Genomic DNA, 22,406 nt, shown 5'->3' with positions numbered 1-22,406 from the left:
AAAGTCATCCAGTCGCGTGGATTATTTGCACTTCTGGATGGCTTTCAGCGCATCCGAAATACCTTTGAGCGAATAGGTGTAGTTGGTCTTGGTGCCGCGCTTCGACTGTGCCTGCACCTTCATTTCCGAACCGCCGCGCATGGCTGCGATGAGCTGCGGCTCTTCGGCAGCATTTTCCATCCATCCGGACTTGCCGTTGACGAACATGTTAAAGCTGCGGTTGCCGATGGAAACGACGACCTTGGCATTGGCGTTGAGGTCGTAACCGGCCATGAATTGCGGTTCGAACGAGATGTTCTGGCCGGGCTTCTGGCTCACGAGGAAGAAGTTGTCGCCGTGATCGACAGAGGCCGGGGCCTTCTGGGTCGGCACGGAGAGGACATAGCAGACCTTGCCGTTGCCCGACTGATAGCTGTAGGCGCCCCAGGCATTGAACTGGCTGATCTGGCTCGGGGTCTGGGCGAGTGCCGAGCCCGCCATCCCAATCATGAACACAGAAGCCGCGACGATCGATTTTCCAAGCATTGGTTTTTACCGGTTCTCTTTCGTTTGCTTCAAACTTGAATATCGGGATGCCGCCGTTCATCACGCCGTCCCGCTCAGTTGCCGATTAAAATGCCTTAATCTGGGTTACCAAACGGTGAAGTTTCGAAAGAAAACTTGAATGAGCAGCCAAGTCGCCCCGCCATCCCTTGGGGGAAGTTGAATTAAAAGAAAGCGGCGTCAGTAAGGCGATAAGGCAATAAGGCAATAAGGCAGTAGGGCAGTAAGGCAGTATGTTAAGGGAGTAGGGGAGTAAGGGAGTAGGGGAGTATGTTTTGGTTGCGGATGACCGCGCCAACCATATCCTTCTCTGCCCTACTGCCCTACTGCCCTACTGCCCTACTGCCCTACTGCCCTACTGCCCTACTGCCCTACTGCCCTACTGCCCTACTGCCCTACTGCCCTACTGCCCTACTTGATCCTCCAACGCCTGCTTCGCAGCCAGCCGGTGCGCGGGCGTGATGTGGGCGCGAACGGCGGTCAGTGCCGCCATCAGCACGGCAACGTCATCCGTGAAGCCGATACCGGCCAGAAGATCGGGAATGGCGTCGAAGGGCAGGACGAAATAGGCAAGTGCGGCCATCAGCGTCATGCGCACGCGGGTCGGCGTCTTCTGGTCGAGCGCGCAGTAATAGGCAGCAACAACCTCGTCCATGAACGGCACCATGCGACCGGCGCGGCGCGCGGCCTTCCAGAATCCGTTCTTCACCCGCTCGCTGCGCTTCTTGAATTCGCTCTCGCTGCCGGGTTCGAGGATTTCACCGATTCTGACGTCATCCATTCTCGTTCAACTCCTGTCGTCCTGATTCCGATCATCGAATGCAGGTTATGACCGGCTGAAAATGGGGAGTTTGCGTCGCTCTTGCAAGTCCGGGGCAAGTCCGGTGCAAGTCCGGACCATTTCTCCCCCCGCCCGATCCTGCCAGAACCATCAGCTACAAGGCCCCCGCCAAATCCCCAAAATACAGATTCGACCGGATCGCTTTCACGCTGGAGCGATGCCGCATGAATGGAGGTTTTGATGCATTTGACCGGCTATGGCGAAAACTTCATCCGCAGCGACCGCTCAACACGGCTGTTTCGCGGCAACCAGCTGCTGGCCGCCGGAAGCGAGGACGATTACATCACCATCGATCTGTTCGAGGCCGGATGCTACGATGCCGCCGTCTATCTGCGGTTCCTCTTCGGCGCTGGAATCTCGCTCAACACCCTGCGCGGCACCTCCAGCCAGAACTGGATACCCATCCTGAATTTCCGGGCGGGCGAACAATGGAACGGCTATTCGGCGCTGCCCTATGGCAAGGCCATCGGCTTCTATGACGTGCAGGCGGGACATGTTTTCCACGCCGCCATTTCGCTCGGCGACGTCTATATCCGTGGCGTCCATGGCGGCAAGCTTGGCCAGAACTGGCAGGACCGCATCAATCTGACCCGCGTTCTTCCCTATTCCAGCCGCAACCCCGATGGCAGCTTCAATTATGATCGCCGGAAGATTTATGTATATATCTCAAAGCTTTAACTTCAGGCTAGAGCGTTCATCCTGCGCGCAAGCTTGATGTCGAGTTCGGTAATGCCGTTCTCGCTGTGGGTGGCAAGCGTGACATCGACGCGGTTATAGACATTGAACCATTCGGGGTGATGGTCGAGCTTTTCCGCGTGAAGCGCCGCGCGCGCCATGAAGCCGAAGGCGGCGTTGAAATCCTTGAACCTGAAGCTTTTGGAAATCGCCTCGCGTCCGTCAACCTTCTGCCAGCCGTCAAGATCCTTGAGCGCTTCGTTCAGTTCGTTTTCCGTCAGCCGGTTGCGTGTCATCGTCTTTCGCCTATGTTGCGGTTTCTGAAACAACTTATCATGAACGCGAGAGTTCCGTGACCGTATCAGTGACCGCATCAGCGCCAAACAGCATTCTTTTCATCTGCGCCGGCAATATCTGCCGGTCTCCGCTGGCCGAAGGCGTGATGGGGCAGGTGCTTGAAAAGCGCGGCATCCGCCATGTGCTGGTCGATTCCGCCGGAACCAATGGCTACCATACCGGCGAGGAACCGGACGAACGCTCCATCAGCGTTGCGGCGCGTCATGGTCTCGATATTTCGGGGCAGCGCTGCCGCCAGCTGATCGCAGGTGATTTCAGCCGTTTCGACCTGATCCTCGGGATGGACCGCTACAATATGCGGATGATCGCCGGGCGACAGCCCGCAAATGCAAGCGCGCATATCGGGCTTTTCACCGAGATTGCCGAAGGGCGGGCGGTTGAAATCCCCGACCCCTATTATGGCGGGACCGGGGATTTCGAAAAGGTCTACCGGATGGTTCTGGCGGCTTCCATCGCACTTGCCGACCAGTTCTGGCCCGTGCGGGAAACGGCGACCAAAGGCCAGGCTTCTTCCACGATGTAAGGCCCGCCGCCAACCGAATCGCGCGACGACATCAGCACGAACCGTCCCACCTTGAAGGGCAGCGTCGCGAAGTTGCCGCGTGAGGACAGATAACGCGCCACATCGTCGATGCGGGCGTTTCTGAGCCGCGCCAGCGTCACATGCGGCGTGAACTTGCGCGGATCGGCGGGAATGTGCAGCCGCTGGCAGATACGTTCGATTTCCGCCTGCAATGCATTGAGTTCAGGCGAGGGGGATACACCCGCATAGATGCTGTGCGGCTTTTTGGAGCCGAACGCATTGACACCCGAGAGGTTGAGCATGAATTCGGGTCGCCGCACGCGATCGAGCGCATTGGCAACCTCGTCGGCCACGTGGCCTTCCACATCTCCGATAAAACGCAGCGTTATGTGGTAGTTTTCGACATCAATCCAGCGTGCGCCGGGAAGACCGCCTCGCAACAACGAGAGCGAAAGCGCGGCATCACGCGGGATTTCGAGGGCAGTGAAAAGACGCGGCATAAGGCATCCTCCTCGAAGCGTTCCCTGTCAGAGCGCCTGCATCCGGCTGGATGCGTGAAAGACGCTCTAACCCAGAGTGTCAGTGCATCGTTCCATCGATGATTCGATATTTGCCGATGCAGCTAGAGCGAATCAAAGTTTCCTGTCGGGGGCAAGCTGTTTATGCTCCCGGCTGGCGTCAGCCTCCCGATGTCCCCTTGTTTTGCATATCCGTCAGGCTCTTTTCGATAGTGGGCATGAAATTGGTCACCATCGTTTCGACGCCTTTCTCATTGGGGTGCATTCCGTCCTCGAGCAGAAACTCCTTCTTCGTTGCTACCCCGTCGAGGAAAAACGGGTAGAGCGGCACGCCGTATTTCTGCGCCAGCTTCGGATAGATCGGGTTGAATTTGGCGGCATAATCCTTGCCCATGTTGGGCGGGGCCATCATGCCGGCGAGAATGACTGAAATGCCGCGCTGCTTGAGGCGCGCCAGCATTTCGTCGAGGTTCTTTTCGGTAATGTCGGGCTCGATGCCGCGCAGCGCGTCATTGGCGCCAAGTTCAAGGATCACGAGATCGGTGCCATCGGGAACTGACCAGTCGATCCGCGAAAGACCGCCCGTGGTGGTGTCGCCCGACACGCCCGCGTTCTCGATCGAAACCTCGATGCCCTTGTCGTTGAGCGCCTTTTCAAGCTGCTGCGGAAAGGCGGCATTGGAAGGCAGCAGATAGCCCGCCATCAGGCTGTCGCCGAAGCCGACAATCCTTATCTGGGACAGCTGCTCGGTCGGCAATGCGTCTTCAAGGCCGGTCGGTTCTTCCTGCGCCTGCGCCGAAATGACGGGGCTTGCCGCCATAAAAGATGCAATCGCCGCAAAAACAGGGAGCCATGCCGGAATTGAGAGTTTGAAACACATCGTCGAAAACCCATATTTGAGGGGCTGTGGGCAACTGGCCCGCCGGACTTCTCTTCAATAATTGGCGCAACATAGGTTCAAATTTGTGGCGCGCTATTATTCATATAGGATAAAAACTGCGTGACGGAACAGGTTGTTGGCCCGATTATCGAACTTGAGAACGTTCATCTGACCCTTGGGCACGCCGCCTCGTTGGTCCACGTGCTGAAGGGCGTTTCCCTTCATATATCGCAAGGCCAGTCGGTCGGTATCGTCGGTCCGTCCGGTTCCGGCAAGTCCACGCTCTTGATGGTTCTGGCCGGTCTGGAACATGTCGATAACGGAACTGTGAAGATTGCGGGTGAGACGATCAGCCGGATGAGCGAAGATCAGGCCGCTGCTTTTCGTGGCGCCAATATCGGCATCGTGTTCCAGTCCTTCCACCTCATTCCCAACATGACCGCGCTTGAAAATGTCGCCGTGCCGCTGGAGCTTGCCGGTCGCCGCGATGCGTTCGAGGTGGCTGAGCGCGAATTGCGCGCCGTCGGCCTTGGCGAGCGGCTCACCCATTACCCGTCCGAGCTTTCCGGCGGCGAGCAGCAGCGCGTGGCGATTGCCCGCGCTCTGGCGCCTTCGCCTAAAATCCTGATTGCCGACGAGCCGACCGGCAATCTCGACACCGCGACGGGTCGCCAGATTGCCGATCTCCTGTTTGCCAAGCAGCGCGAAAATGGCCTGACCATGGTGCTGGTCACGCATGATCCCGCGCTTGCGGCGCGCTGTGACATTGAAATTCCGGTGCGTTCGGGTCGGATCGAGGAACCCGCGCAGGGCGGCTCCATCCTCGAAACGCTGGCGGCAGGCGCATGAGTGCGGCCAGGTCTTTCTCGCTCGCTCTCCGCTTTGCGCTGCGTGAAATGCGCGGCGGGCTTGCCGGTTTCTATATTTTCCTCGCCTGTATCGCGTTGGGCGTTGCTGCCATCGGCGGCGTCAATTCGGTGGCGCGCTCGGTCAGCACCGGCATTGCCTCGGAAGGCCAGACCATTCTGGGCGGTGATGTCAGCTTTGCGCTCAATCAGCGCGAAACAACGGCGGAAGAACGCGCCTTCATCGACAAGCAGGGCAAGGTCGCGGCAAGCGCCACGATGCGCTCCATGGCGCGCCTGCCCGATGGCTCCGACCAGTCGCTGGTCGAGGTGAAGGCGGTCGACGCCGCCTATCCGCTCTATGGTGAACTGAAGGTCCAGCCGCAGCAATCGCTTGGCTCCATGATGGGCGAGAAGGACGGCGTCTATGGCGCCGCCGTGACGCAGGATTTTCTGAACCGCATGGACCTGTCGCTCGGCGCAAGGGTTCTGCTCGGTTCGCAAGCCTTTGAACTGCGCGGCCTGATCGAGAGCGAGCCGGACCTGCTGTCGTCCGGCTTCAATTTCGCGCCGCACTTTCTGGTTTCGCTGGATGGCCTCAGGGCTTCCGGCCTGATCCAACCCGGAAGCCTCGTCGATCACATCTACAAGGTTGCCCTGCCGGACGGGGCGACGGATGCGGCAATCGCCGAAGTGAGGCGGCAGGCCGCTGCCGATTTTCCCGACGCGGGCTGGAACATTCGTTCCCGCGCCAATGCCGCGCCGGCGCTCAGTGCCAATATCGAGCGCTTCTCGCAATTCCTGACACTGGTGGGCCTGACGGCGCTGATCGTCGGCGGTGTAGGCGTTGCTAATGCGGTGCGCGCCTATCTCGATGGCAAGCGCGGCGTGATCGCGACCTTCAAGTCGCTTGGCGCGCCCGCGCGTTTCGCCGTGCTGGTCTATCTCGTCCAGATCATGGTGATCGGCCTGATCGGCATCGCGCTCGGGCTGATTCTGGCGGCGATCATTCCCTATGCAGCAGCAATGGCGCTTGCCGATTATCTGCCGGTCGCCGGTGGCGGCGGCTTCTTTCCGGGAGCACTGGCGCTGGCCGCCGTCTTTGGCCTCATCACCACGCTTGCCTTCGCGATCATTCCGCTTGGCAGGGCGCGGGACATTCCGGCGACGGCGCTGTTCCGCGAGCAGGGCTTTGAACAGCGCGGCCTGCCGCCGTTCCTCTATCTCGTTCTCGCCGTTCTGCTGATTGCAGCGCTTGCGGGGCTGGCGCTTTACGTCGCCTATGACCGGCGCATCGCAGCCATTTTCATCGTCTCGGCCATTGCTGCCTTCGGTGTGTTGCGGCTGGTCGCGGACGGCATTCGCTGGCTTGCCCGCCGTGTCCCGCGTGTGCGCTCGACCGCACTGCGGCTTGCGGTCGGCAATATTCATCGTCCCGGCGCGCTGACGCCTTCCGTGGTGCTGTCGCTCGGCCTTGGTCTGACGCTGATGGTGGCGATTGCGCTGATCGACGGCAATCTGCGCCGACAGGTGACCGAGAATATTCCGGCCCAAGCCCCGGATTTCTTCTTTGTCGATATCCAGAACCGCGATATCGGCGATTTCACCAAACTGGTCAGCGGCATCGTGCCCGACGGCAAGCTCACCTCCGGCCCGATGCTGCGCGGGCGCATTGTGGCCTTCAACGGTAAGAATGTGCGCGACATGACCATTCCGCCGGAAGCTGCCTGGGTGCTGCGCGGTGACCGTGGCATAACTTTTTCCGATACGGTCCCTGAAAACTCGACGCTGACCGAAGGCGAATGGTGGTCTCCCGGCTACAATGGTGAACCGCTGGTCTCCTTCGCGGAGCGCGAGGGCAAGGAACTGGGCCTGAAGCTTGGCGACACGGTGACGGTCAATGTGCTTGGCCGCAACATCACCGCGAAGATCGCAAGCTTCCGTCAGGTGCAGTGGGAAACGCTGGCCATGAATTTTGTCATGGTGTTTTCGCCCAATACCTTCGCCGGTGCGCCTGCCACCTGGCTGGCGACGCTCACCATTCCCGACGGCCAGAAAAACCTTGCGCCCGACGTGCTGCGCCAGGTCACGAAAACCTGGCCCGCCGTCACCACGGTCAGCGTGACCGATGCGCTCAATGTCGCCAATGATCTGATCGGCCAGCTTGCCACCGCCATCCGCGCCGCCGCCTCCATTGCGCTTGCCGCATCGGTTCTGGTGCTGGGCGGGGCGCTGGCGGCGGGCAACCGCGCCCGCGTCCACGATGCGGTGGTGCTGAAGACGTTGGGCGCCACGCGCGGCACGCTGATTACGGCCTATGTGCTTGAATATATGCTGCTCGGGCTGGCGACGGCCCTTTTTGCCCTTGCCGCCGGCAGCGCGGCGGGCTGGTATGTCGTCGTCGAAATCATGAAGCTGAAAGCAAGCTTCCTGCCCGATGTGGCGCTGATGACGGTGGCCATGGCGCTGGTGCTGACGGTCGGCTTCGGCCTTGCGGGAACATGGCGCGTTTTAGGCCAGAAGCCCGCAAAGGTGCTCAGAACCATATGAACGATTTGTAACGCAAAGGCAGAAAATAAGCTTAACCCCTTGGATCGCATGGATAATGCGGTTCGCTTTTCAAGTCGCTACATCACGTTTTTTTACAGGAACTACTTGTAGGAGAGCGCCGAAATCCCCATAATGTCAGGCAGGCATGCTGGAGTCCCGCCAGCGGCGCCTGGCGGCGGCTCGACTTTGGGAGCGCCCCGACACCGGACGGGACATGGCAAGAGGATTTAAGTCATGGCTGACTTTCGCAATATTCAGGCGCAGCAGAGGCCGGTAGGCGGCGCTCGTGCCGATGCAGGCATCGATCAGGGCCTGCGCAGCTATATGCTCGGCGTCTATAACATGATGGCTATCGGCCTGGCCGTTACCGGCCTTGCCGCATTCGCCGTTGCCGCACTCGCAACCACCACGGATCCGTCCGCAGCCGTCGCGCAGCTCGCCAACGGCAAGATGCTCACCGGTCTCGGCGTGGCGCTCTACACGTCCCCGCTTCGCTGGGTTGTGATGCTTGCGCCGCTCGCGGCAGTGTTCTTCCTGAGCTTCCGCATCGAGCGCATGTCGGTCTCGACCGCTAACGCCGTCTTCTGGGGCTATGCCGCCCTCGTCGGCCTGTCGCTGTCGTCGATCTTCCTGGTCTTCACCGGCCAGAGCGTCGTTCGCACCTTCTTCGTGACGGCTGCTTCCTTCGGCGCGCTGTCGCTCTACGGTTACACGACCAAGCGCGACCTGTCCGCGATGGGTTCGTTCCTGATCATGGGCCTGTTCGGCCTGATCCTGGCATCGGTCGTCAACATCTTCCTCGGCTCCACCGCGTTGCAATTCGCAATCTCGGTGATCGGCGTCCTGATCTTCGCAGGCCTCACCGCCTACGACACGCAGTCGATCAAGGAAATGTATTACGAAGGCGATGCTTCGGATACGCAGGGCCGCAAGATCGTGATGGGCGCGCTGCGTCTCTATCTCGACTTCATCAACATGTTCACCTTCCTGCTGCAGTTCATGGGCAACCGTGACTAATCAGCCGAAGAGTGCTTGAACGAAAGGGCAGCGGAAACGCTGCCCTTTTTGCTTTTGTGCAGGCAATTTCTGATGCATGTTGGGAAGCTCCAACATTCCCTTGCGGTTACAACATGCCCGTCATCCGTGATTTCCAGCCTGCCGATATCGAAACCATCACTACGATTTATACCGATGCCGTGCTGACCGGCGCCGGTTCCTATGAGATCGAGCCGCCGACAGTGGATGAAATGGCAAGGCGGTTTTCGGCATTCGTAGGGCAGGGCTTTCCGATCCTCGTGGCGGAGGAGGAGGGCCGGATTCTCGGCTATGCCTATGCGAGCTATTTCCGCGTCAGGCCAGCCTATCGCTGGCTTGCGGAGGACTCGATCTATATCGCTCCCAATGCCAAGGGAAAGGGCGTCGGCAAACTTCTGCTGCGCGCGCTTATCGAGCGTATTTCCGCATTGGGCTTCCGGCAACTGCTGGCGGTGATTGGCGACGGGGAACAGAATATCGGTTCGGTCAGGCTGCATGAAAGCCTGGGCTTTGCCCATTGCGGGCGCATCGAGGGTTCTGGCTTCAAGCACGGACGCTGGCTCGATACGGTGCTGATGCAGCTGCCGCTCAATGGCGGACGCTCAACGGAACCGGGAACGCCGCCGCTGTCCTCATCCTGAGCTTGTCGAAGGATCGAAGGATCAGCTTTCCACGAGCTTGAGGCTCTTGTCGAACACGCGCAGCACGCGCTCCAGCTCGTGGCCCCGCTTCATGATAAGCCCGCTTGCGGCGATGACCGAATAGGCGCCCTGCTTTTGCGCCAGCTTCGGATTCTTCTCGATGCGGAAAAGCGGCATCTCGCTTGCGCGGCGAAAGATGGAGAACACGGCACGGTCGCTCAGATGGTCGATGGCGTAGTCGCGCCACGTGCCGGAGGCGACCATGCGGCCATAGATATTCAGGATTTTGCCGAGTTCATGCCGGTTGAAACTGACGGGAGCAGGCCGCGCGCGGTCGAGGGGAACGACCTTTGGCGAAGCAGACGAGGGTGATGGGGACGACGAATCCTCATTCGCTGCGCTTGACGTATCCATTTCCTTCCTTTCAGCCTTTTGCGGAGCGCCGACCGGAACCGGACAGGCTCAAAAACAAACTGCGTGCAACCGGGATCGGTATCAGCATGGGTGGTGAAGCGAACCGGATCGGCGCATGACAACAGGGTGATGCTTTTGTGAAGCAATTTCAAGGGGCGCTTCCGCGAGCCTGTTTTTGCATGCGCTTATGGCTCGAACGAAGCCCCCCAATAAATAGGGATTAACCGCTGCGAGCGGTCATTCACGAAAAGAGAATGGGTGTTTGCAATGGTGATTGTTGGCCACATTTTCGCCTTGTCAGCTTCGCATTGCAGCCTGATTATGGCTTCAGCATCTACACGTTGCCTGAGACGGTTCGGTTCGGGCAAGTCCGACCCCAAGCCCCCCGCCCAAAGGACCTGCTCGGACCGAACCAACCTTTTCCGGCCTAGAGCGCATCCCGAAAAGTGTGAAACGGTTTTCGGATAAGATGCGCGCCAAAGACTTAGAGCGCATCCCGAAAAGTGTGAAACGGTTTTCGGACAAGATGCGCGCCAAAAACAAAAACAAAGGTTAGAGCGCTGACCTGATTCAATCAGAGATCGAAACGTGCTCTAAGCTGAATTAACGGCCCTGCTGGGCCCCACGCTTTTCTCCGCGGAACTCCCTGGAAGAAAAACATCGCCAAAGCGCGCCTTGCTGCGTTCAGCAACCGGCTGCCTACAGGCCGACCGGCCGTGTCTGCTTGAACATTGCTGCGCCATGTATGGAGCCGAGCGAATTGTCATCGCGGGTTTCCTGAAGCACCACGGCACAGCCTGATACATCCTTGCGCTTCAGTTCCGAAGCCGGAATCTCGATCTTCAGCGCCTTGCCGTCCCACATGCCGATCGTGGCGGTATCGCTGACCGTATTGCGATAGGTGACGGCTTCACCCGCATTTTCCCCTTCCGTGATCGGGATCGTCACCGAATCGCGGAAATAGAACAGGACCACGTGCACGGGCGCGTCGGGCTTCTTGCCCGCGCCGATATCGATGGACAGGCGCCCGTCATCGAGCTGCGTGATCGAAACCGGCACATCCAGCTTGTTGGCCGCGATCTGCGTCTTGATGGCTTTGCTGTCGCGGCCATTCACTTCGGCAGTACCGTTGATGACGGCTTGCGGCGTATAGATCATGCGCGCATTGAAGGAATTGCGATAGGCGTTCTGCCGGTCGGTGTTTTCCTGACTGGCAAGGGTGTCGCGCCAGCCCATATAATCCCAGTAATTGACGTGGAACGACAGCGCCAGGACATTGGGATCGTCGGCATATTTGGCCAGGTTGCGGTCGGCCTCCGGGCAGGATTTGCAGCCCTGGCTGGTGTAAAGCTCCAGAACGGCGGTTTTCTTGCCGCTGTCCTGTGCCTTGGCAAGTCCCTGCATGGAGATGCAGCCGGTGAATGCCAGCCCCAGAACGGCACAGATGCTACGCCAGCCGGGCAGATGCTCGCCTGCAAGCCATGGACCTGTCCCGTATAAAGGGGGATGGAGTATCACTTCGTTTCATCCTGCAATAATTGTCGCTGACATCTATTATGTAAGAAGTTCTACAATCAATAGGAATTCACGTTGCAGTGAGAGCCTTATCCGGCACAAAAAAGCCGCCGGAAAAATCCGGCGGCTTTTTTTGATTTTCAAACTGGTGCCGATTAAGCGGCCAGATCGCGCAGAACGGTCTGCAGAATGCCGCCGTTCTTCATGTAGTCCAGCTCGTCCAGCGTATCGATGCGGCAGATGAGCGGAACCTTTCTCACCGTGCCGTCGGCATAGGTGATGGAGGCTTCGACCTTCTGGCGCGGACGCACATCGGCAAGACCTTCGATGGTGACGATTTCGTCGCCCTTGAGGCCAAGCGTCTGCCAGCTCGTGCCTTCCTCGAAGACGAAAGGCACAATGCCCATGCCAACGAGGTTGGAGCGGTGGATACGCTCGAAGGACTGTGCGATGACGGCCTTGACGCCGAGCAGGTTGGTGCCCTTGGCAGCCCAGTCACGCGAAGAGCCGTTGCCGTATTCGACGCCTGCGAAGACGACGAGCGGCACGCCCTCGGCCTTGTACTGCATGGCAGCATCGTAGATCGAGGTTTCTTCCTTCGACGGATAATGGATGGTGTAGCCGCCTTCACGTCCGTTTTCGCCCAGCATGTGGTTGCGGATACGGATGTTTGCGAAGGTGCCGCGCATCATCACTTCATGGTTGCCGCGACGCGTGCCGTACTGGTTGAAGTCGGCGACGCCGACGCCATGGTCGAGCAGGTACTTGCCAGCAGGCGACTGTGCCTTGATCGAACCGGCAGGCGAAATGTGGTCGGTGGTGATCTTGTCGCCGAAGAGGCCCAGAATGCGGGCACCCTTGACGTCGCCGATCGTGCCGGCCGACTTGCCCATGCCGACAAAGTAAGGCGGGTTCTGCACATAGGTCGAATTGTCGTCCCATGCATAGGTCTGGCCCGCAGGAACCTGCACGGCCTGCCAGTTTTCGTCGCCCTTGAACACATCCGCATATTTTTCCGAGAAAATCTTGCGGGTGACGTTCTTGGCGATGAAGTCCTGGATTTCCTGCGAGGAAGGCCAGATGTCGCGCAGGAACACCGGATTGCCGTCCTTGTCTTCGCCAAGCGGCTCCTTGGTCAGGTCCTTGGTGACCGTACCGGCAAGAGCGTGGGCGACGACGAGCGGCGGCGAGGCCAGATAGTTTGCCTGCACGTCCGGCGAAACGCGGCCTTCGAAGTTACGGTTGCCGGACAGGACGGCAGCCGCGATCAGGCCCTTTTCGTTGATCGTCTTGGAGATCGGGGCCGGCAGCGGACCGGAATTGCCGATGCAGGTCGTGCAGCCGAAGCCGACGAGGTTGAAGCCGAGCGCATCGAGATCCTTCTGCAGACCGGCAGATTCAAGATAGGCGGCAACGACCTGGGAGCCGGGCGCAAGCGACGTCTTGACCCAAGGCTTGGTCTTCAGGCCCTTGGCAACGGCGTTGCGAGCCAGAAGGCCAGCAGCAATCAGCACGCTCGGGTTCGAGGTGTTGGTGCAGGACGTGATGGCGGCAATCGCCACATCGCCATGGCCGAGGTCATAGTCTTCGCCTTCAACGGCATAACGCGCGGTCTGGCCGGTGGTCTTCTTGTACTCGTTTTCGAGCGAGGTTGCGAAACCCGAAGCGATGTTTTCCAGCGCGATGCGGCCTTCCGGACGCTTCGGACCGGCCATCGACGGAACGACGTCGCCCATGTCGAGTTCGAGAATGTCGGTGAAGACCGGATCGGCTGCACCCTTTTCACGCCACATGCCCTGCGCGCGGCAATAGGCTTCGACCAGTTCGATGCGATGCTCGTCGCGGCCGGTGGTGTTCATGTAGTTGAGCGTTTCGCGGTCGACGGGGAAGAAGCCGCAGGTCGCGCCATATTCCGGGCCCATATTGGCGATGGTGGCGCGGTCGGCCAGCGTCATGTTTTCGAGGCCTTCGCCGAAGAATTCGACGAACTTGCCGACAACGCCCTTCTTGCGCAGCATCTGCGTGACGGTGAGCACGAGGTCGGTCGCGGTCACGCCTTCCTTGATCTTGCCGGTCAGGCGGAAGCCGACGACTTCCGGCAGCAGCATGGAAACCGGCTGGCCGAGCATGGCCGCTTCAGCTTCGATGCCGCCGACGCCCCAGCCCAGAACGCCAAGGCCGTTGACCATGGTGGTGTGGCTGTCGGTGCCGACGCAGGTGTCTGGATAAGCGACGGTCGCGCCGTCTTCTTCCTTGGTCCAGACGGCCTGGGCCAGATATTCGAGGTTCACCTGATGGCAGATGCCGGTGCCGGGCGGAACGACGCGGAAGTTCTGGAATGCCTGCTGGCCCCACTTGAGGAAGCGGTAGCGTTCGCCGTTACGCTGATATTCGAGGTCAACATTGGCCTTGAATGCGCTTGGATTGCCGAATTCGTCGACGATGACCGAGTGGTCGATGACCAGATCGACAGGCACCAGCGGATTGATCTTTTCCGGATCGCCGCCGAGCGCCTTGATGCCGTCGCGCATGGCTGCAAGGTCAACGACGGCGGGAACGCCGGTGAAGTCCTGCATGAGAACGCGCGCCGGGCGATAGGCGATTTCCGCGCCTGCGGAGCCGCGGTCGTTCAGCCACTTGGCAACAGCTTCGATGTCCGACTTCTTGACGGAGCGGTCGTCCTCGAAGCGGAGCAGGTTCTCAAGCAGAACCTTCATGGAGAATGGAAGCTTGGAAACGCCTTCGAGGCCATTCTTTTCGGCTTCGGTCAGGCTGTAATAAACATAGTCCTTGCCCCCTACGGTGAGGGTTTTGCGGCATTTAAAGCTGTCGATGTGCGACACTGCGTTCGTCCTTATGCTGCTGGCCGGAAAACCAGGACGAACGCCTAGGCTAGCGTTTCAAGGACGCGCCAAGGTGCGGGTGCAGTCATTTCCGCTGTCCGTCCCGAAGCCTGCGTCCTTAAGGGCAACAGGTTGAGATCGGCCAAAAATGGTTTCCACGCCGACCGCTGGCGTGGTAGCCCTCATATAGAGAGTTTTCTAAAACGATTCCAGACAGAATATCGTGAATTCGGCCCCTTGCGGCGAAATGTTGCGATGCCTTTGCGTAGATCTTCCGGGCTTCCGGCTCTATTGGTCTGGCGCTTATCCATTGGGGCTTAGAGGGTATAAAATGCGGCTGGAAGCCGAAAATCTGGCGGGCGAAAGGGGCGGCGAAACGATTTTCGCGGGCCTTTCTCTTGCGCTCGGTGACGGCGAGGCGCTGGTGGTGACCGGCCCCAACGGCTCCGGCAAGTCCACGCTTTTGCGAATCATCTGCGGCCTGCTCGCCCCGCAAGCGGGGAGGGTGGAACTCACCGACGATGGCGTGGCCGTGCCGGTGCGCGCTGCCTGCCACTATCTCGGCCACCAGAATGCGATGAAGCCCGCGCTCAGCGTGCGGGAAAACCTGTCCTTCTGGCAGAATTTCAACGGTGCGGCGCAGATGGAGATCGATGAAGCGCTGGAGGAGGTGGACCTTCCCGGCGTGGAGCATCTGCCGTTCGGCTATTTGTCGACGGGGCAAAAGCGCCGTGTTTCCATCGCCAAGCTTCTGGTCAGCCACCGTCCGCTCTGGATCGTCGATGAACCGACCGCCGGTCTCGACAAGGCGTCGGAAACCCGCTTTGCGGAAATCATGCGCGGCCATATGCGGGAGGGCGGCATGATCGTCGCCGCAACGCATATTCCGCTGGGCTTGGATGCAGTTTCAGGGAAAGTGGAAACCGGTTTCCCGTCCGAAACTGCATTGGAAAGAAGTATTGGCGTGCGTGCGCTCGACATGGCCGCTTATTCGCTTGAGGTTGCCTGATGCTGGCGCTTTTCCTGAGAGACTTGCGCCTCAGTTTCCGCGCCGGTGGCGGCGCGCTGATCGGCATATTGTTCTTCCTCGCGGTCATTGCCGTCATGCCCTTCGGCGTCGGGCCTGATCTCAATCTTCTGGCGCGCATCGGCCCGGCCATGCTGTGGATCGGCGCGCTGCTGGCAACGCTTCTGGGCCTCGACCGGCTGTTTCAGGCCGACCGCGAGGACGGTTCGCTCGACCTGCTGCTGATCGGCGCCGACAGTCACATGCTGGCCTTCACGGTTTTCGTGAAATGCGTGGCGCATTGGGTGGCAAGCGTGCTGCCGCTGGTGATCGCATCGCCGATGCTGGGCCTGTTCATGAACATGGATGCATCGGCAATCGGCGCGACATCGCTGACGCTTCTGGTGGGAACGCCTGCCATCGCCTTCATCGGCGCGGTGGGCGCGGCGCTTGCCGTGGCGCTGCCGCGCGGCGGGCTGCTGGTGTCGGTGATCGTTCTGCCGCTCACCATTCCGGTGCTCATTTTCGGTGTATCAGCTTCGCAAGGGGCGACGGTAGACAACGCGCCCTTTCTGGCGCCATTCCTCATTCTTGCTGCACTCACCCTGTTCTTTGCCGTCCTCGGACCGCTCGCTGCAAGCGCGGCGCTCAAAAGTTCGGCGGATTGAAAAGTTCGACCGATTGACGCAGTTGATTTCGGTCAATTGAACGGCACGGGGGGGACAGGTAAATAGAGGCCATGGAAAAAGACATGACCAAAGACGCCGTTAAAACCACGAGCTGGCTCGATCTGGCCAATCCCACGCGGTTCCTTGCCTTTGCGGGCAAGGTCTTGCCTTGGCTGGCCGTGCTTTCCGCGCTGCTGCTGGCGGCTGGCCTCTATATGGTATTCTTCCAGTCGCCGGAGGACTATCAGCAGGGCATGACGGTCCGCATCATGTATATCCATGTGCCTTTCGCATGGCTTTCCATGATGTGCTACTCGATCATGGCCGTTTCGGCGCTGGGCACGCTGGTCTGGCGGCATCCGCTGGCCGATGTGTCGATCCGCGCCGCCGCGCCGCTGGGCGCCGTCTTCACCGCGCTTGCGCTGGCCACCGGCTCGCTCTGGGGCAAGCCGATGTGGGGCACGTGGTGGGTGTGGGATGCGCGGCTGACCTCGGTCTTCGTGCTGTTCCTGATGTATCTCGGCATCATCGCGCTGTCGCGCGCCATGGATGATCCGGCAAAGAGCGCCAAGCCGGTGGCCGTGCTCACGCTGGTCGGCTTCATCAACATCCCGATCATCAAATTCTCGGTCGACTGGTGGAACACGCTGCACCAGCCAGCTTCGGTGTTCCGCATGGACGGCCCGACCATCGATGCGTCCATGCTGCGCCCGCTTTTCGTGATGGCCATCGGCTTCTCGCTTCTGTTCTTCACGCTGCACATGATGGCCATGCGCAATGAAATCTGGCGTCGCCGCGTGGCGTCGATGAAGAAACTTGCGGCACGCAGCGCAGACCGTAATCTCAAGGCACAGGAGGGCGCAGTATGAACCATCTTGGCTTCGTTCTCGCCTCCTATGGCATCACGCTTGCGGCGCTTGCCGTCACCATCGGCTGGATATTGATTGATCAGCGCATCCAGAAAAACGAATTGAAGCGGCTTGAAGCGCAGGGCGTGCGCCGCCGTTCCGCAAAATCCCCCGGTAAGACACAATGACCGAAACGACCGAAAAGCCCGTCGCGCCGAAAAAGCGCTCCACCTGGGTTGCCCTGCTGCCGCTGGCGATTTTCGTCGGGCTGGCGGCGGTGTTCGCGGTCCAGCTTCTGTCGGGCAAGGACAATACGACGATACCGTCCGCGCTGATCGGCAAGCAGGCCCCGCAGACCAACCTGCCGCCCGTCGAGGGGCTGGCGCGCGATGGCGCGCCTGTTCCGGGCCTCGACAGCGAGGATTTTAAGGGCAAGCTGACGCTGGTGAATGTCTGGGGATCGTGGTGCGTCCCCTGCCGCCAGGAACACCCGCTGCTGATGGAAATCGCCAAGGACGAGCGCATCCGCGTGGTTGGCCTCAATTACAAGGACCAGCCGGAAAATGCGCGCCGCTTCCTCGGCGATCTCGGCAATCCGTTTGCAGCAGTCGGTGCCGACCGCGCCGGACGCTCAGCCATCGAATGGGGCGTCTACGGCGTGCCGGAAACCTTCCTCGTCGATCAGACAGGCAAGATCGTCTACAAGCATGTCGGGCCGTTCACGCCGGAGTCAGTGAAGAATGACCTGATGCCGGCCATCGAAAGACGGGCTTCATCTCGGTAATTTGTTAATGCTGTCTGTATTCACTGAGTGGATTATTCTCTTCTCACTTCCGGAATTAATATAAATATTCCATCTTTTGAAAAATATTCTATCAACTGAATATTCATCTTCGTCTTTCCCTGATATTGGAATCGAAGATTCAGATCTAAAACCGCTTGCTAGTGCTGCTCGAATCTTCAGTATTTTATTTGATGCGATAATTGCGCCGAGTGGTTCACTTGTTCTGTGTAGGTCGCCGATACTCGTTTCGTCGACTTCGAATTTGATGTTCTGGACAATTAGCCCTCTATAATAATCACACTCTTTATACTTAAAGTATTTGAAGTCGTCTCCAAGAAATATAGCGTATCGCTCAGTTTCATTACCTACGATCAGTATCTTGTCGTGTGGTGTCTCAGGTCTCAAAAGTATCGAGTTAGGCTTTGCGTCGTTTAACGAGCCGACTTCAAAATCGTGAGGCGACAGCATTGCTTTCTCTACCAGTTACGTTGAATAGGTTCTATTAGATTTGCCCAGTAGAGTTCAGCAGCTCCATCAAATGTGAGCTTATTCTCTCTCTGTCTAGAAAAAATTCCCATGCTACGAAGGAACATTGAGTTTTCATCCGCTTCCACATGAAGGGATTCATTCATTGCGTTATTTTGCGTTGTTTCGCCATCTGCATAGCAAATTCCATTTCCAAAGCTATCACCAATAAATATAGTACATTTTGATCTTGCATTACCGTTCTGATAAATGCCAGCAAAGAACCGGACGCCATCGATACGCCGAAAGTGCGTCTCTATATCTGGATTTCGACTTTCCAGTTCAGCTAGAGAGTTCTCAAAAAAATGAGCAATGTATTCGAATGCTTCATATTTAAACTTATCCTTATCTCGTTCACTAAAGCTTTTTGCAACTCTTAGGTTGGATGAACGAACTTGAGAAGCTAGCGGGCGTTCCGTTGCGCCTTTGAGAGCTAGAGGGCTGTTCTCGACTGCATTTCGACGAGTAGGCCGTTTTGTTAGAATTTCTCGAATAGCTTTTGTGACTTCCAAAAAAGCGTCATCGCGATTGGGCCATTTTGTAATTGGCTTGCCGTCCGGCGGCGTAGCGTTTAGCTTACCGAAGGGACTGGTATGCCAATCGCAAGGCCGCAGAATTACCGGTATAACGACAGCGTCGCCAGCATTATGTCTTTCAAGAGCGCGAATCATTTCGCGGTCATAACAGTAATCTGAGGCGAGGAAGTCTGAGCTGATTAGCAGTAGAATAATATCGTCAGTATTAATACGGTCGTTTATCGATTGATCTATCTCTTGACCTGCGCCAATTCGACGGTCGTGCCAAGTGTCGATTACGCCCTGCCGTTTTAGTACGGCTAAATGCTTTTCAAGTTCGTCTCGCAGCGCCTCATCGACATGCGAATATGAAAAAAATACGCTCTTCACGAATCGCTCCTCACTTAAGAGGATAGCGTTCCGTTTATTGTGCCCTGTTTCAAGTGGTTTATAAAAAAACAGGTATAAATTAGTATGTATTAATTTAGAAAGAGAAGTAGTCGATAAACTACTTCTCTTTCCTATAAAATCAATCCGGCAGTTTCCGCACCGCGCCCTTGGCGGCGCTGGTTGCCATGGCGGCGTAAGCCTTCAAGGCGGTGGAAACCTTGCGCTTGCGTTCCTCGGCTGGCTTCCAGCCCTTGGCGTCCTGCTCGGCGCGGCGTTCTGCCAGCGTTGCATCGTCAACAGCCAGATGAATCTTGCGGTTCGGAATGTCGATATCGATGATATCGCCTTCGCGCACCAGACCGATCGTGCCGCCTTCGGCTGCCTCTGGCGAGACGTGGCCGATCGAAAGGCCCGATGAGCCGCCCGAGAAGCGCCCGTCAGTGACAAGCGCGCAAGCCTTGCCCAGCCCCTTCGATTTCAGATAGCTGGTCGGGTAGAGCATTTCCTGCATGCCGGGGCCGCCGCGCGGGCCTTCATAGCGGATCAGCACGATGTCGCCAGGCTTGATCTTGCCGTTCAAAATGCCGAGCACGGCCGAATCCTGACTTTCGAAGATGCGGGCAGGGCCAGAGAATTTCAGGATGGAATCATCCACGCCTGCCGTCTTCACGATGCAGCCGTCTTCCGCCAGATTGCCGTAAAGCACGGCCAGACCGCCGTCCTGGCTGAAGGCATGTTCCTTGGAGCGGATGACGCCCTTCTCGCGGTCGGTATCGACATGATCGAAACGGCGTTCCTGAGAGAAGGCAACCTGTGTCGGGATGCCGCCGGGAGCAGCCGAATAGAATTTGTGCACCATTTCGCTGTTGGTGCGCGTCACGTCCCAATGGTCGAGCGCCTTGCCCAGCGTTTCGCTGTGCACGGTCGGAACGTCGGTGGTCAGCAGGCCCGCGTGATCGAGCTGGCCGAGAATGCCCATGATGCCGCCCGCATGGTGCACGTCTTCCATATGCACATTGGCGACGGCAGGCGCGACCTTGCACAGCACCGGCACGCGGCGCGACAGGCGGTCGATATCGGCCATGGTGAAATCGATTTCCGCTTCCTGCGCGGCGGCAAGCAGATGCAGGACCGTATTGGTCGAACCGCCCATGGCGATGTCGAGCGTCATGGCGTTTTCAAAGGCCGGGAAGCTTGCAATCGAGCGCGGCAGCACGCTTTCATCGTTCTGCTCGTAATAACGCCGCGCGAGATCGACGACCAGATGACCGGCTTCCACGAAGAGGCGCTTGCGGTCGGCATGGGTGGCGAGCGTCGAACCGTTGCCCGGCAGCGACAGGCCGAGCGCTTCGGTGAGGCAGTTCATCGAATTGGCGGTGAACATGCCCGAGCACGAACCGCAGGTCGGGCAGGCGGAGCGTTCGATGGCCTTGACCTGATCGTCGGAGTAGTGATCGTCGGCGGCGGCAACCATCGCATCAACGAGGTCGAGCTTCTTGACCTGATCGTCCCAGACAACCTTGCCCGCTTCCATCGGCCCGCCAGAAACGAACACGACCGGGATATTGAGGCGGAGCGCCGCCATCAGCATGCCGGGGGTGATCTTGTCGCAGTTGGAAATGCAGACCATCGCATCGGCGCAATGCGCATTGACCATATATTCGACCGAGTCGGCGATGAGCTCGCGCGACGGCAGCGAATAGAGCATGCCGTCATGGCCCATGGCGATGCCGTCATCGACCGCGATGGTGTTGAATTCCTTTGCCACGCCGCCAGCGCTTTCGATTTCGCGCGCGACGAGCTGGCCGAGATCCTTCAGGTGCACGTGGCCGGGCACGAACTGGGTGAACGAGTTCACCACGGCAATGATCGGCTTGCCGAAATCCTCATCCTTCATGCCGGTGGCGCGCCATAGGCCGCGCGCGCCGGCCATGTTGCGACCGTGGGTGGTTGTACGCGAACGATAAGGAGGCATTTTCAAACCTTTTAGGAACTATTCTAATTCTAACCGCTATGACAGAACCGCCCCCGCTGAGCAAAGCGCAAATTGCCCCATATTGTCCCATTTTATGAGGGAGGCAGGACCATTCGCAGGCTTGCGGACAACGGAAAGGGTTCCGGCGTGCGACAGCTTTCGCAGGCACAGACAAGGCAATCTAGCACGTTGCAGTCATAATGCAAAAGATTTTGCATTGAAAACGTAACGAAATTGCTTGGCGTTACGATGAGGTGCTGGCCATGGCGGCGTCGAGCAGGGCGTTTGCGGTTTTCATCCGCTGTTCGGCGGCGGGGCGAAACTCTTCCGGCAGGCGGTCTGGATGGTTGCTGGCGGCAAAGCTGCGGCGCCGCTGCTGAAGTTCGGCACGCTTCAGGCCGGGGCGCAGGTCGAGCTCCTGACGGATCGCTTCCGGCGACTGTTTTTTCATGCGCGCTTCCATCGCCTGTCTTTCCCGGAACGGCGCGGGCTCGGGCAGGGGTTCAATATCGAACAGGCTTTGCAGATCGTCCGGCTGGCGCGATGTTGCGGGCGCATCGCCAAACCCTGCGGAAAAGACGGCGGAAGCAAATCCGAATTGCGGGCCGCGGCTGTCGCTCGCCGGGCCTTGTTCAGCCTCGACTTCCTTCAGCACGGTTGCGAAATCGGGAAATGTTGGCCGCATCCTGCCTCATCATGCCATGTGCGAAGCCAGGGCGGAGGCCAGCGCCCGCGTCAGCACGGAGGGCGGGATCGGCTTCTGGAAAACCGGCACTTCCGGGTAGCGGTCCGCCAGACGGGCGGGCAATCCGCCGCCGGTGTGGATGACCACGAAGACATCGCGGCTTTTCAGCCGGTCCAGCACCGCTTCCACATCGCCATCGGCAAGGTTCACGTCAAGAATGGCCGCGTCGACTTCGTTGCGGTTGATGATGTCTATCGCCTGCCGGACGGTGCCGACGGGACCAAGAACGGTTCCGTTGGCATCCTCGACAGTCGCGGCGACGTCAAGGGCGACGAAAACCTCGTCTTCCACCACCAGTACCCGCCGCTGTCCAAGATCGTTCATCACTGGTCTCGCTGCCTCCTTTTTGAGGTAAGCCCTTCACGCAGGAAATGCGCGAGCGCAAGCAGAGGTTCCTTTCGCCGACATGATAATGCGCGAATGGTGAATCAAATCTTTACCCGGCCTGCCGCCGGTTCGGGAGCGGTGTCAGAACGCGGTGAAGGTCAGCGTCGTCAGCGAGCGAACGATGTTGGGAATGTCGAGGACGTTCTTGGCAATGAACTTGCCGATATCCTGATCCTCGGCAATGTAGATCTTGGCCAGAAGGTCGAACTCGCCGCTGGTGGAATAAAGCTCGGAAACGATTTCGCGCTGAAAGAGTGTATCGGCAACTTCATAGGTCTTGCCGGGCGCACACTGCAATTGCAGGAAAACGGGCTTCATGTCTCTTCCTTTCGCGACGGGACCGCGTGATGCGCATGATAGCGCATATTACGGCAGCGTTTGCA

Annotated in this window: 24 protein-coding genes; 11 read left to right on the top strand and 13 right to left on the bottom strand. The window is 58.7% G+C overall.

Translation table 11 applies throughout. From position 1 onward, the window contains the following. Nucleotides 1-21: 21 nt before the first annotated feature. Together AC0TOF_RS15825 and AC0TOF_RS15820 are read right to left on the bottom strand one after the other, a co-directional pair. A complete protein-coding gene (locus tag AC0TOF_RS15825) occupies nt 22-525 on the bottom strand; it encodes an invasion associated locus B family protein (RefSeq protein ID WP_122002994.1) in 504 nt (167 codons plus the stop codon). Nucleotides 526-946: 421 nt separating this feature from the next. Continuing rightward, nucleotides 947-1,324, bottom strand: a complete 378-nt coding sequence (locus AC0TOF_RS15820; protein WP_122002995.1) for a YkvA family protein — start codon at nt 1,322-1,324, stop codon at nt 947-949. A gap of 240 nt (nt 1,325-1,564) precedes the next feature. On the opposite strand from AC0TOF_RS15820, the gene AC0TOF_RS15815 reads away from it, so the two are divergent. Further along, a complete protein-coding gene (locus AC0TOF_RS15815) occupies nt 1,565-2,062 on the top strand; it encodes a hypothetical protein (protein WP_473768955.1) in 498 nt (165 codons plus the stop codon). A gap of 2 nt (nt 2,063-2,064) precedes the next feature. Here AC0TOF_RS15815 and AC0TOF_RS15810 read toward each other — a convergent pair whose 3' ends face one another. Next, nucleotides 2,065-2,355: a 4a-hydroxytetrahydrobiopterin dehydratase gene (locus AC0TOF_RS15810; protein WP_473768954.1), complete on the bottom strand. Its 291-nt coding sequence runs from the start codon at nt 2,353-2,355 to the stop codon at nt 2,065-2,067. A 56-nt stretch (nt 2,356-2,411) separates the two neighbouring features. Between AC0TOF_RS15810 and AC0TOF_RS15805 the strand changes: the two genes are divergently transcribed. After that, nucleotides 2,412-2,939 (top strand): low molecular weight protein-tyrosine-phosphatase, encoded by a 528-nt coding sequence (locus AC0TOF_RS15805; protein ID WP_473768953.1) that lies wholly within the window; start codon nt 2,412-2,414, stop codon nt 2,937-2,939. Here AC0TOF_RS15805 and thpR read toward each other — a convergent pair. After that, on the bottom strand, nt 2,843-3,439 hold the full coding sequence (gene thpR, locus AC0TOF_RS15800; protein ID WP_121980662.1) for an RNA 2',3'-cyclic phosphodiesterase: 597 nt from the start codon (nt 3,437-3,439) through the stop codon (nt 2,843-2,845). The genes AC0TOF_RS15805 and thpR overlap by 97 nt on opposite strands. Nucleotides 3,440-3,617: 178 nt before the next feature. After that, a complete protein-coding gene (locus tag AC0TOF_RS15795; protein WP_122002999.1) occupies nt 3,618-4,337 on the bottom strand; it encodes an arylesterase in 720 nt (239 codons plus the stop codon). A gap of 120 nt (nt 4,338-4,457) precedes the next feature. Between AC0TOF_RS15795 and AC0TOF_RS15790 the strand changes: the two genes are divergently transcribed. The 4 genes from AC0TOF_RS15790 (at nt 4,458) to AC0TOF_RS15775 (ending at nt 9,408) form a co-directional block, all read left to right on the top strand. Next, entirely contained in the window at nt 4,458-5,186 is a 729-nt protein-coding gene (locus AC0TOF_RS15790) for an ABC transporter ATP-binding protein (RefSeq protein WP_122003000.1), read from the top strand. Continuing rightward, the gene (locus AC0TOF_RS15785; protein WP_473768952.1) at nt 5,183-7,732 is read left to right on the top strand and encodes an ABC transporter permease; all 2,550 of its coding nucleotides are present in this window, start codon (nt 5,183-5,185) and stop codon (nt 7,730-7,732) included. Before AC0TOF_RS15790 ends, AC0TOF_RS15785 begins: the two co-directional genes overlap by 4 nt. A 234-nt stretch (nt 7,733-7,966) precedes the next feature. Next, the gene (locus AC0TOF_RS15780; RefSeq protein WP_122003002.1) at nt 7,967-8,749 is read left to right on the top strand and encodes a Bax inhibitor-1/YccA family protein; all 783 of its coding nucleotides are present in this window, start codon (nt 7,967-7,969) and stop codon (nt 8,747-8,749) included. 113 nt (nt 8,750-8,862) lie between these two features. Beyond that, nucleotides 8,863-9,408: a GNAT family N-acetyltransferase gene (locus tag AC0TOF_RS15775; protein ID WP_473768951.1), complete on the top strand. Its 546-nt coding sequence runs from the start codon at nt 8,863-8,865 to the stop codon at nt 9,406-9,408. A 21-nt stretch (nt 9,409-9,429) separates the two neighbouring features. On the opposite strand, the gene AC0TOF_RS15770 is transcribed toward AC0TOF_RS15775, so the two are convergent. The 3 genes from AC0TOF_RS15770 to acnA form a co-directional block, all read right to left on the bottom strand. Beyond that, nucleotides 9,430-9,822, bottom strand: a complete 393-nt coding sequence (locus tag AC0TOF_RS15770; RefSeq protein ID WP_122003004.1) for a DUF2794 domain-containing protein — start codon at nt 9,820-9,822, stop codon at nt 9,430-9,432. Nucleotides 9,823-10,521: 699 nt separating this feature from the next. After that, the gene (locus AC0TOF_RS15765) at nt 10,522-11,256 is read right to left on the bottom strand and encodes a DUF1223 domain-containing protein (protein ID WP_473768970.1); all 735 of its coding nucleotides are present in this window, start codon (nt 11,254-11,256) and stop codon (nt 10,522-10,524) included. 236 nt (nt 11,257-11,492) lie between these two features. After that, a complete protein-coding gene (gene acnA, locus AC0TOF_RS15760; protein ID WP_473768950.1) occupies nt 11,493-14,180 on the bottom strand; it encodes an aconitate hydratase AcnA in 2,688 nt (895 codons plus the stop codon). A gap of 331 nt (nt 14,181-14,511) precedes the next feature. Between acnA and ccmA the strand changes: the two genes are divergently transcribed. The 5 genes from ccmA to AC0TOF_RS15735 all read left to right on the top strand — a co-directional run bounded on the left by ccmA (nt 14,512) and on the right by AC0TOF_RS15735 (nt 17,486). After that, entirely contained in the window at nt 14,512-15,189 is a 678-nt protein-coding gene (gene ccmA, locus AC0TOF_RS15755) for a heme ABC exporter ATP-binding protein CcmA (protein WP_473768949.1), read from the top strand. Continuing rightward, complete coding sequence (ccmB, locus tag AC0TOF_RS15750) at nt 15,189-15,854, top strand: heme exporter protein CcmB (protein ID WP_122003008.1); 666 nt, start codon at nt 15,189-15,191, stop codon at nt 15,852-15,854. The genes ccmA and ccmB overlap by 1 nt, the downstream gene beginning before the upstream one ends. Before the next feature lie 83 nt (nt 15,855-15,937). Further along, nucleotides 15,938-16,723, top strand: a complete 786-nt coding sequence (locus AC0TOF_RS15745; RefSeq protein WP_473768948.1) for a heme ABC transporter permease — start codon at nt 15,938-15,940, stop codon at nt 16,721-16,723. Next, nucleotides 16,720-16,890 (top strand): heme exporter protein CcmD, encoded by a 171-nt coding sequence (gene ccmD, locus AC0TOF_RS15740; protein WP_473768947.1) that lies wholly within the window; start codon nt 16,720-16,722, stop codon nt 16,888-16,890. Before AC0TOF_RS15745 ends, ccmD begins: the two co-directional genes overlap by 4 nt. Further along, nucleotides 16,887-17,486: a DsbE family thiol:disulfide interchange protein gene (locus tag AC0TOF_RS15735; protein WP_473768946.1), complete on the top strand. Its 600-nt coding sequence runs from the start codon at nt 16,887-16,889 to the stop codon at nt 17,484-17,486. Before ccmD ends, AC0TOF_RS15735 begins: the two co-directional genes overlap by 4 nt. Before the next feature lie 476 nt (nt 17,487-17,962). Here the strand turns inward: AC0TOF_RS15735 and AC0TOF_RS15730 are convergent, their stop codons facing one another. The 5 genes from AC0TOF_RS15730 to AC0TOF_RS15710 all read right to left on the bottom strand — a co-directional run bounded on the left by AC0TOF_RS15730 (nt 17,963) and on the right by AC0TOF_RS15710 (nt 22,341). Beyond that, on the bottom strand, nt 17,963-18,916 hold the full coding sequence (locus AC0TOF_RS15730; protein ID WP_473768945.1) for a toll/interleukin-1 receptor domain-containing protein: 954 nt from the start codon (nt 18,914-18,916) through the stop codon (nt 17,963-17,965). 139 nt (nt 18,917-19,055) lie between these two features. After that, entirely contained in the window at nt 19,056-20,891 is a 1,836-nt protein-coding gene (ilvD, locus tag AC0TOF_RS15725) for a dihydroxy-acid dehydratase (RefSeq protein WP_122003013.1), read from the bottom strand. A gap of 244 nt (nt 20,892-21,135) precedes the next feature. Then, the gene (locus AC0TOF_RS15720) at nt 21,136-21,576 is read right to left on the bottom strand and encodes a hypothetical protein (protein WP_473768944.1); all 441 of its coding nucleotides are present in this window, start codon (nt 21,574-21,576) and stop codon (nt 21,136-21,138) included. A gap of 9 nt (nt 21,577-21,585) precedes the next feature. Next, nucleotides 21,586-21,960, bottom strand: coding sequence for a response regulator (locus AC0TOF_RS15715; protein ID WP_122003015.1), 375 nt, complete (start codon nt 21,958-21,960; stop codon nt 21,586-21,588). A 144-nt stretch (nt 21,961-22,104) separates the two neighbouring features. Then, nucleotides 22,105-22,341 (bottom strand): Lrp/AsnC ligand binding domain-containing protein, encoded by a 237-nt coding sequence (locus AC0TOF_RS15710; RefSeq protein ID WP_122003016.1) that lies wholly within the window; start codon nt 22,339-22,341, stop codon nt 22,105-22,107. Between the last annotated feature and the right edge of the window lie 65 nt (nt 22,342-22,406).

It is taken from the genome of Ochrobactrum sp. PL_is501 (assembly GCF_055816895.1).
Note: the sequence above shows the minus strand (reverse complement) of the source record. Positions and strands in the feature narration are given on the sequence as shown.

Bases quoted from the DNA above. Each gene is read 5' to 3' on its own strand.
- AC0TOF_RS15825 (WP_122002994.1), bottom strand. From the start codon at position 525: ATGCTTGGAAAATCGATCGTCGCGGCTTCTGTGTTCATGATTGGGATG.
- AC0TOF_RS15820 (WP_122002995.1), bottom strand. From the start codon at position 1,324: ATGGATGACGTCAGAATCGGTGAAATCCTCGAACCCGGCAGCGAGAGC.
- AC0TOF_RS15815 (WP_473768955.1), top strand. From the start codon at position 1,565: ATGCATTTGACCGGCTATGGCGAAAACTTCATCCGCAGCGACCGCTCA.
- AC0TOF_RS15810 (WP_473768954.1), bottom strand. From the start codon at position 2,355: ATGACACGCAACCGGCTGACGGAAAACGAACTGAACGAAGCGCTCAAG.
- thpR (WP_121980662.1), bottom strand. From the start codon at position 3,439: ATGCCGCGTCTTTTCACTGCCCTCGAAATCCCGCGTGATGCCGCGCTT.
- AC0TOF_RS15795 (WP_122002999.1), bottom strand. From the start codon at position 4,337: ATGTGTTTCAAACTCTCAATTCCGGCATGGCTCCCTGTTTTTGCGGCG.
- AC0TOF_RS15785 (WP_473768952.1), top strand. From the start codon at position 5,183: ATGAGTGCGGCCAGGTCTTTCTCGCTCGCTCTCCGCTTTGCGCTGCGT.
- AC0TOF_RS15780 (WP_122003002.1), top strand. From the start codon at position 7,967: ATGGCTGACTTTCGCAATATTCAGGCGCAGCAGAGGCCGGTAGGCGGC.
- AC0TOF_RS15775 (WP_473768951.1), top strand. From the start codon at position 8,863: ATGCCCGTCATCCGTGATTTCCAGCCTGCCGATATCGAAACCATCACT.
- AC0TOF_RS15770 (WP_122003004.1), bottom strand. From the start codon at position 9,822: ATGGATACGTCAAGCGCAGCGAATGAGGATTCGTCGTCCCCATCACCC.
- ccmA (WP_473768949.1), top strand. From the start codon at position 14,512: ATGCGGCTGGAAGCCGAAAATCTGGCGGGCGAAAGGGGCGGCGAAACG.
- ccmB (WP_122003008.1), top strand. From the start codon at position 15,189: ATGCTGGCGCTTTTCCTGAGAGACTTGCGCCTCAGTTTCCGCGCCGGT.
- AC0TOF_RS15745 (WP_473768948.1), top strand. From the start codon at position 15,938: ATGACCAAAGACGCCGTTAAAACCACGAGCTGGCTCGATCTGGCCAAT.
- ccmD (WP_473768947.1), top strand. From the start codon at position 16,720: ATGAACCATCTTGGCTTCGTTCTCGCCTCCTATGGCATCACGCTTGCG.
- AC0TOF_RS15735 (WP_473768946.1), top strand. From the start codon at position 16,887: ATGACCGAAACGACCGAAAAGCCCGTCGCGCCGAAAAAGCGCTCCACC.
- ilvD (WP_122003013.1), bottom strand. From the start codon at position 20,891: ATGCCTCCTTATCGTTCGCGTACAACCACCCACGGTCGCAACATGGCC.
- AC0TOF_RS15720 (WP_473768944.1), bottom strand. From the start codon at position 21,576: ATGCGGCCAACATTTCCCGATTTCGCAACCGTGCTGAAGGAAGTCGAG.
- AC0TOF_RS15715 (WP_122003015.1), bottom strand. From the start codon at position 21,960: ATGAACGATCTTGGACAGCGGCGGGTACTGGTGGTGGAAGACGAGGTT.
- AC0TOF_RS15710 (WP_122003016.1), bottom strand. From the start codon at position 22,341: ATGAAGCCCGTTTTCCTGCAATTGCAGTGTGCGCCCGGCAAGACCTAT.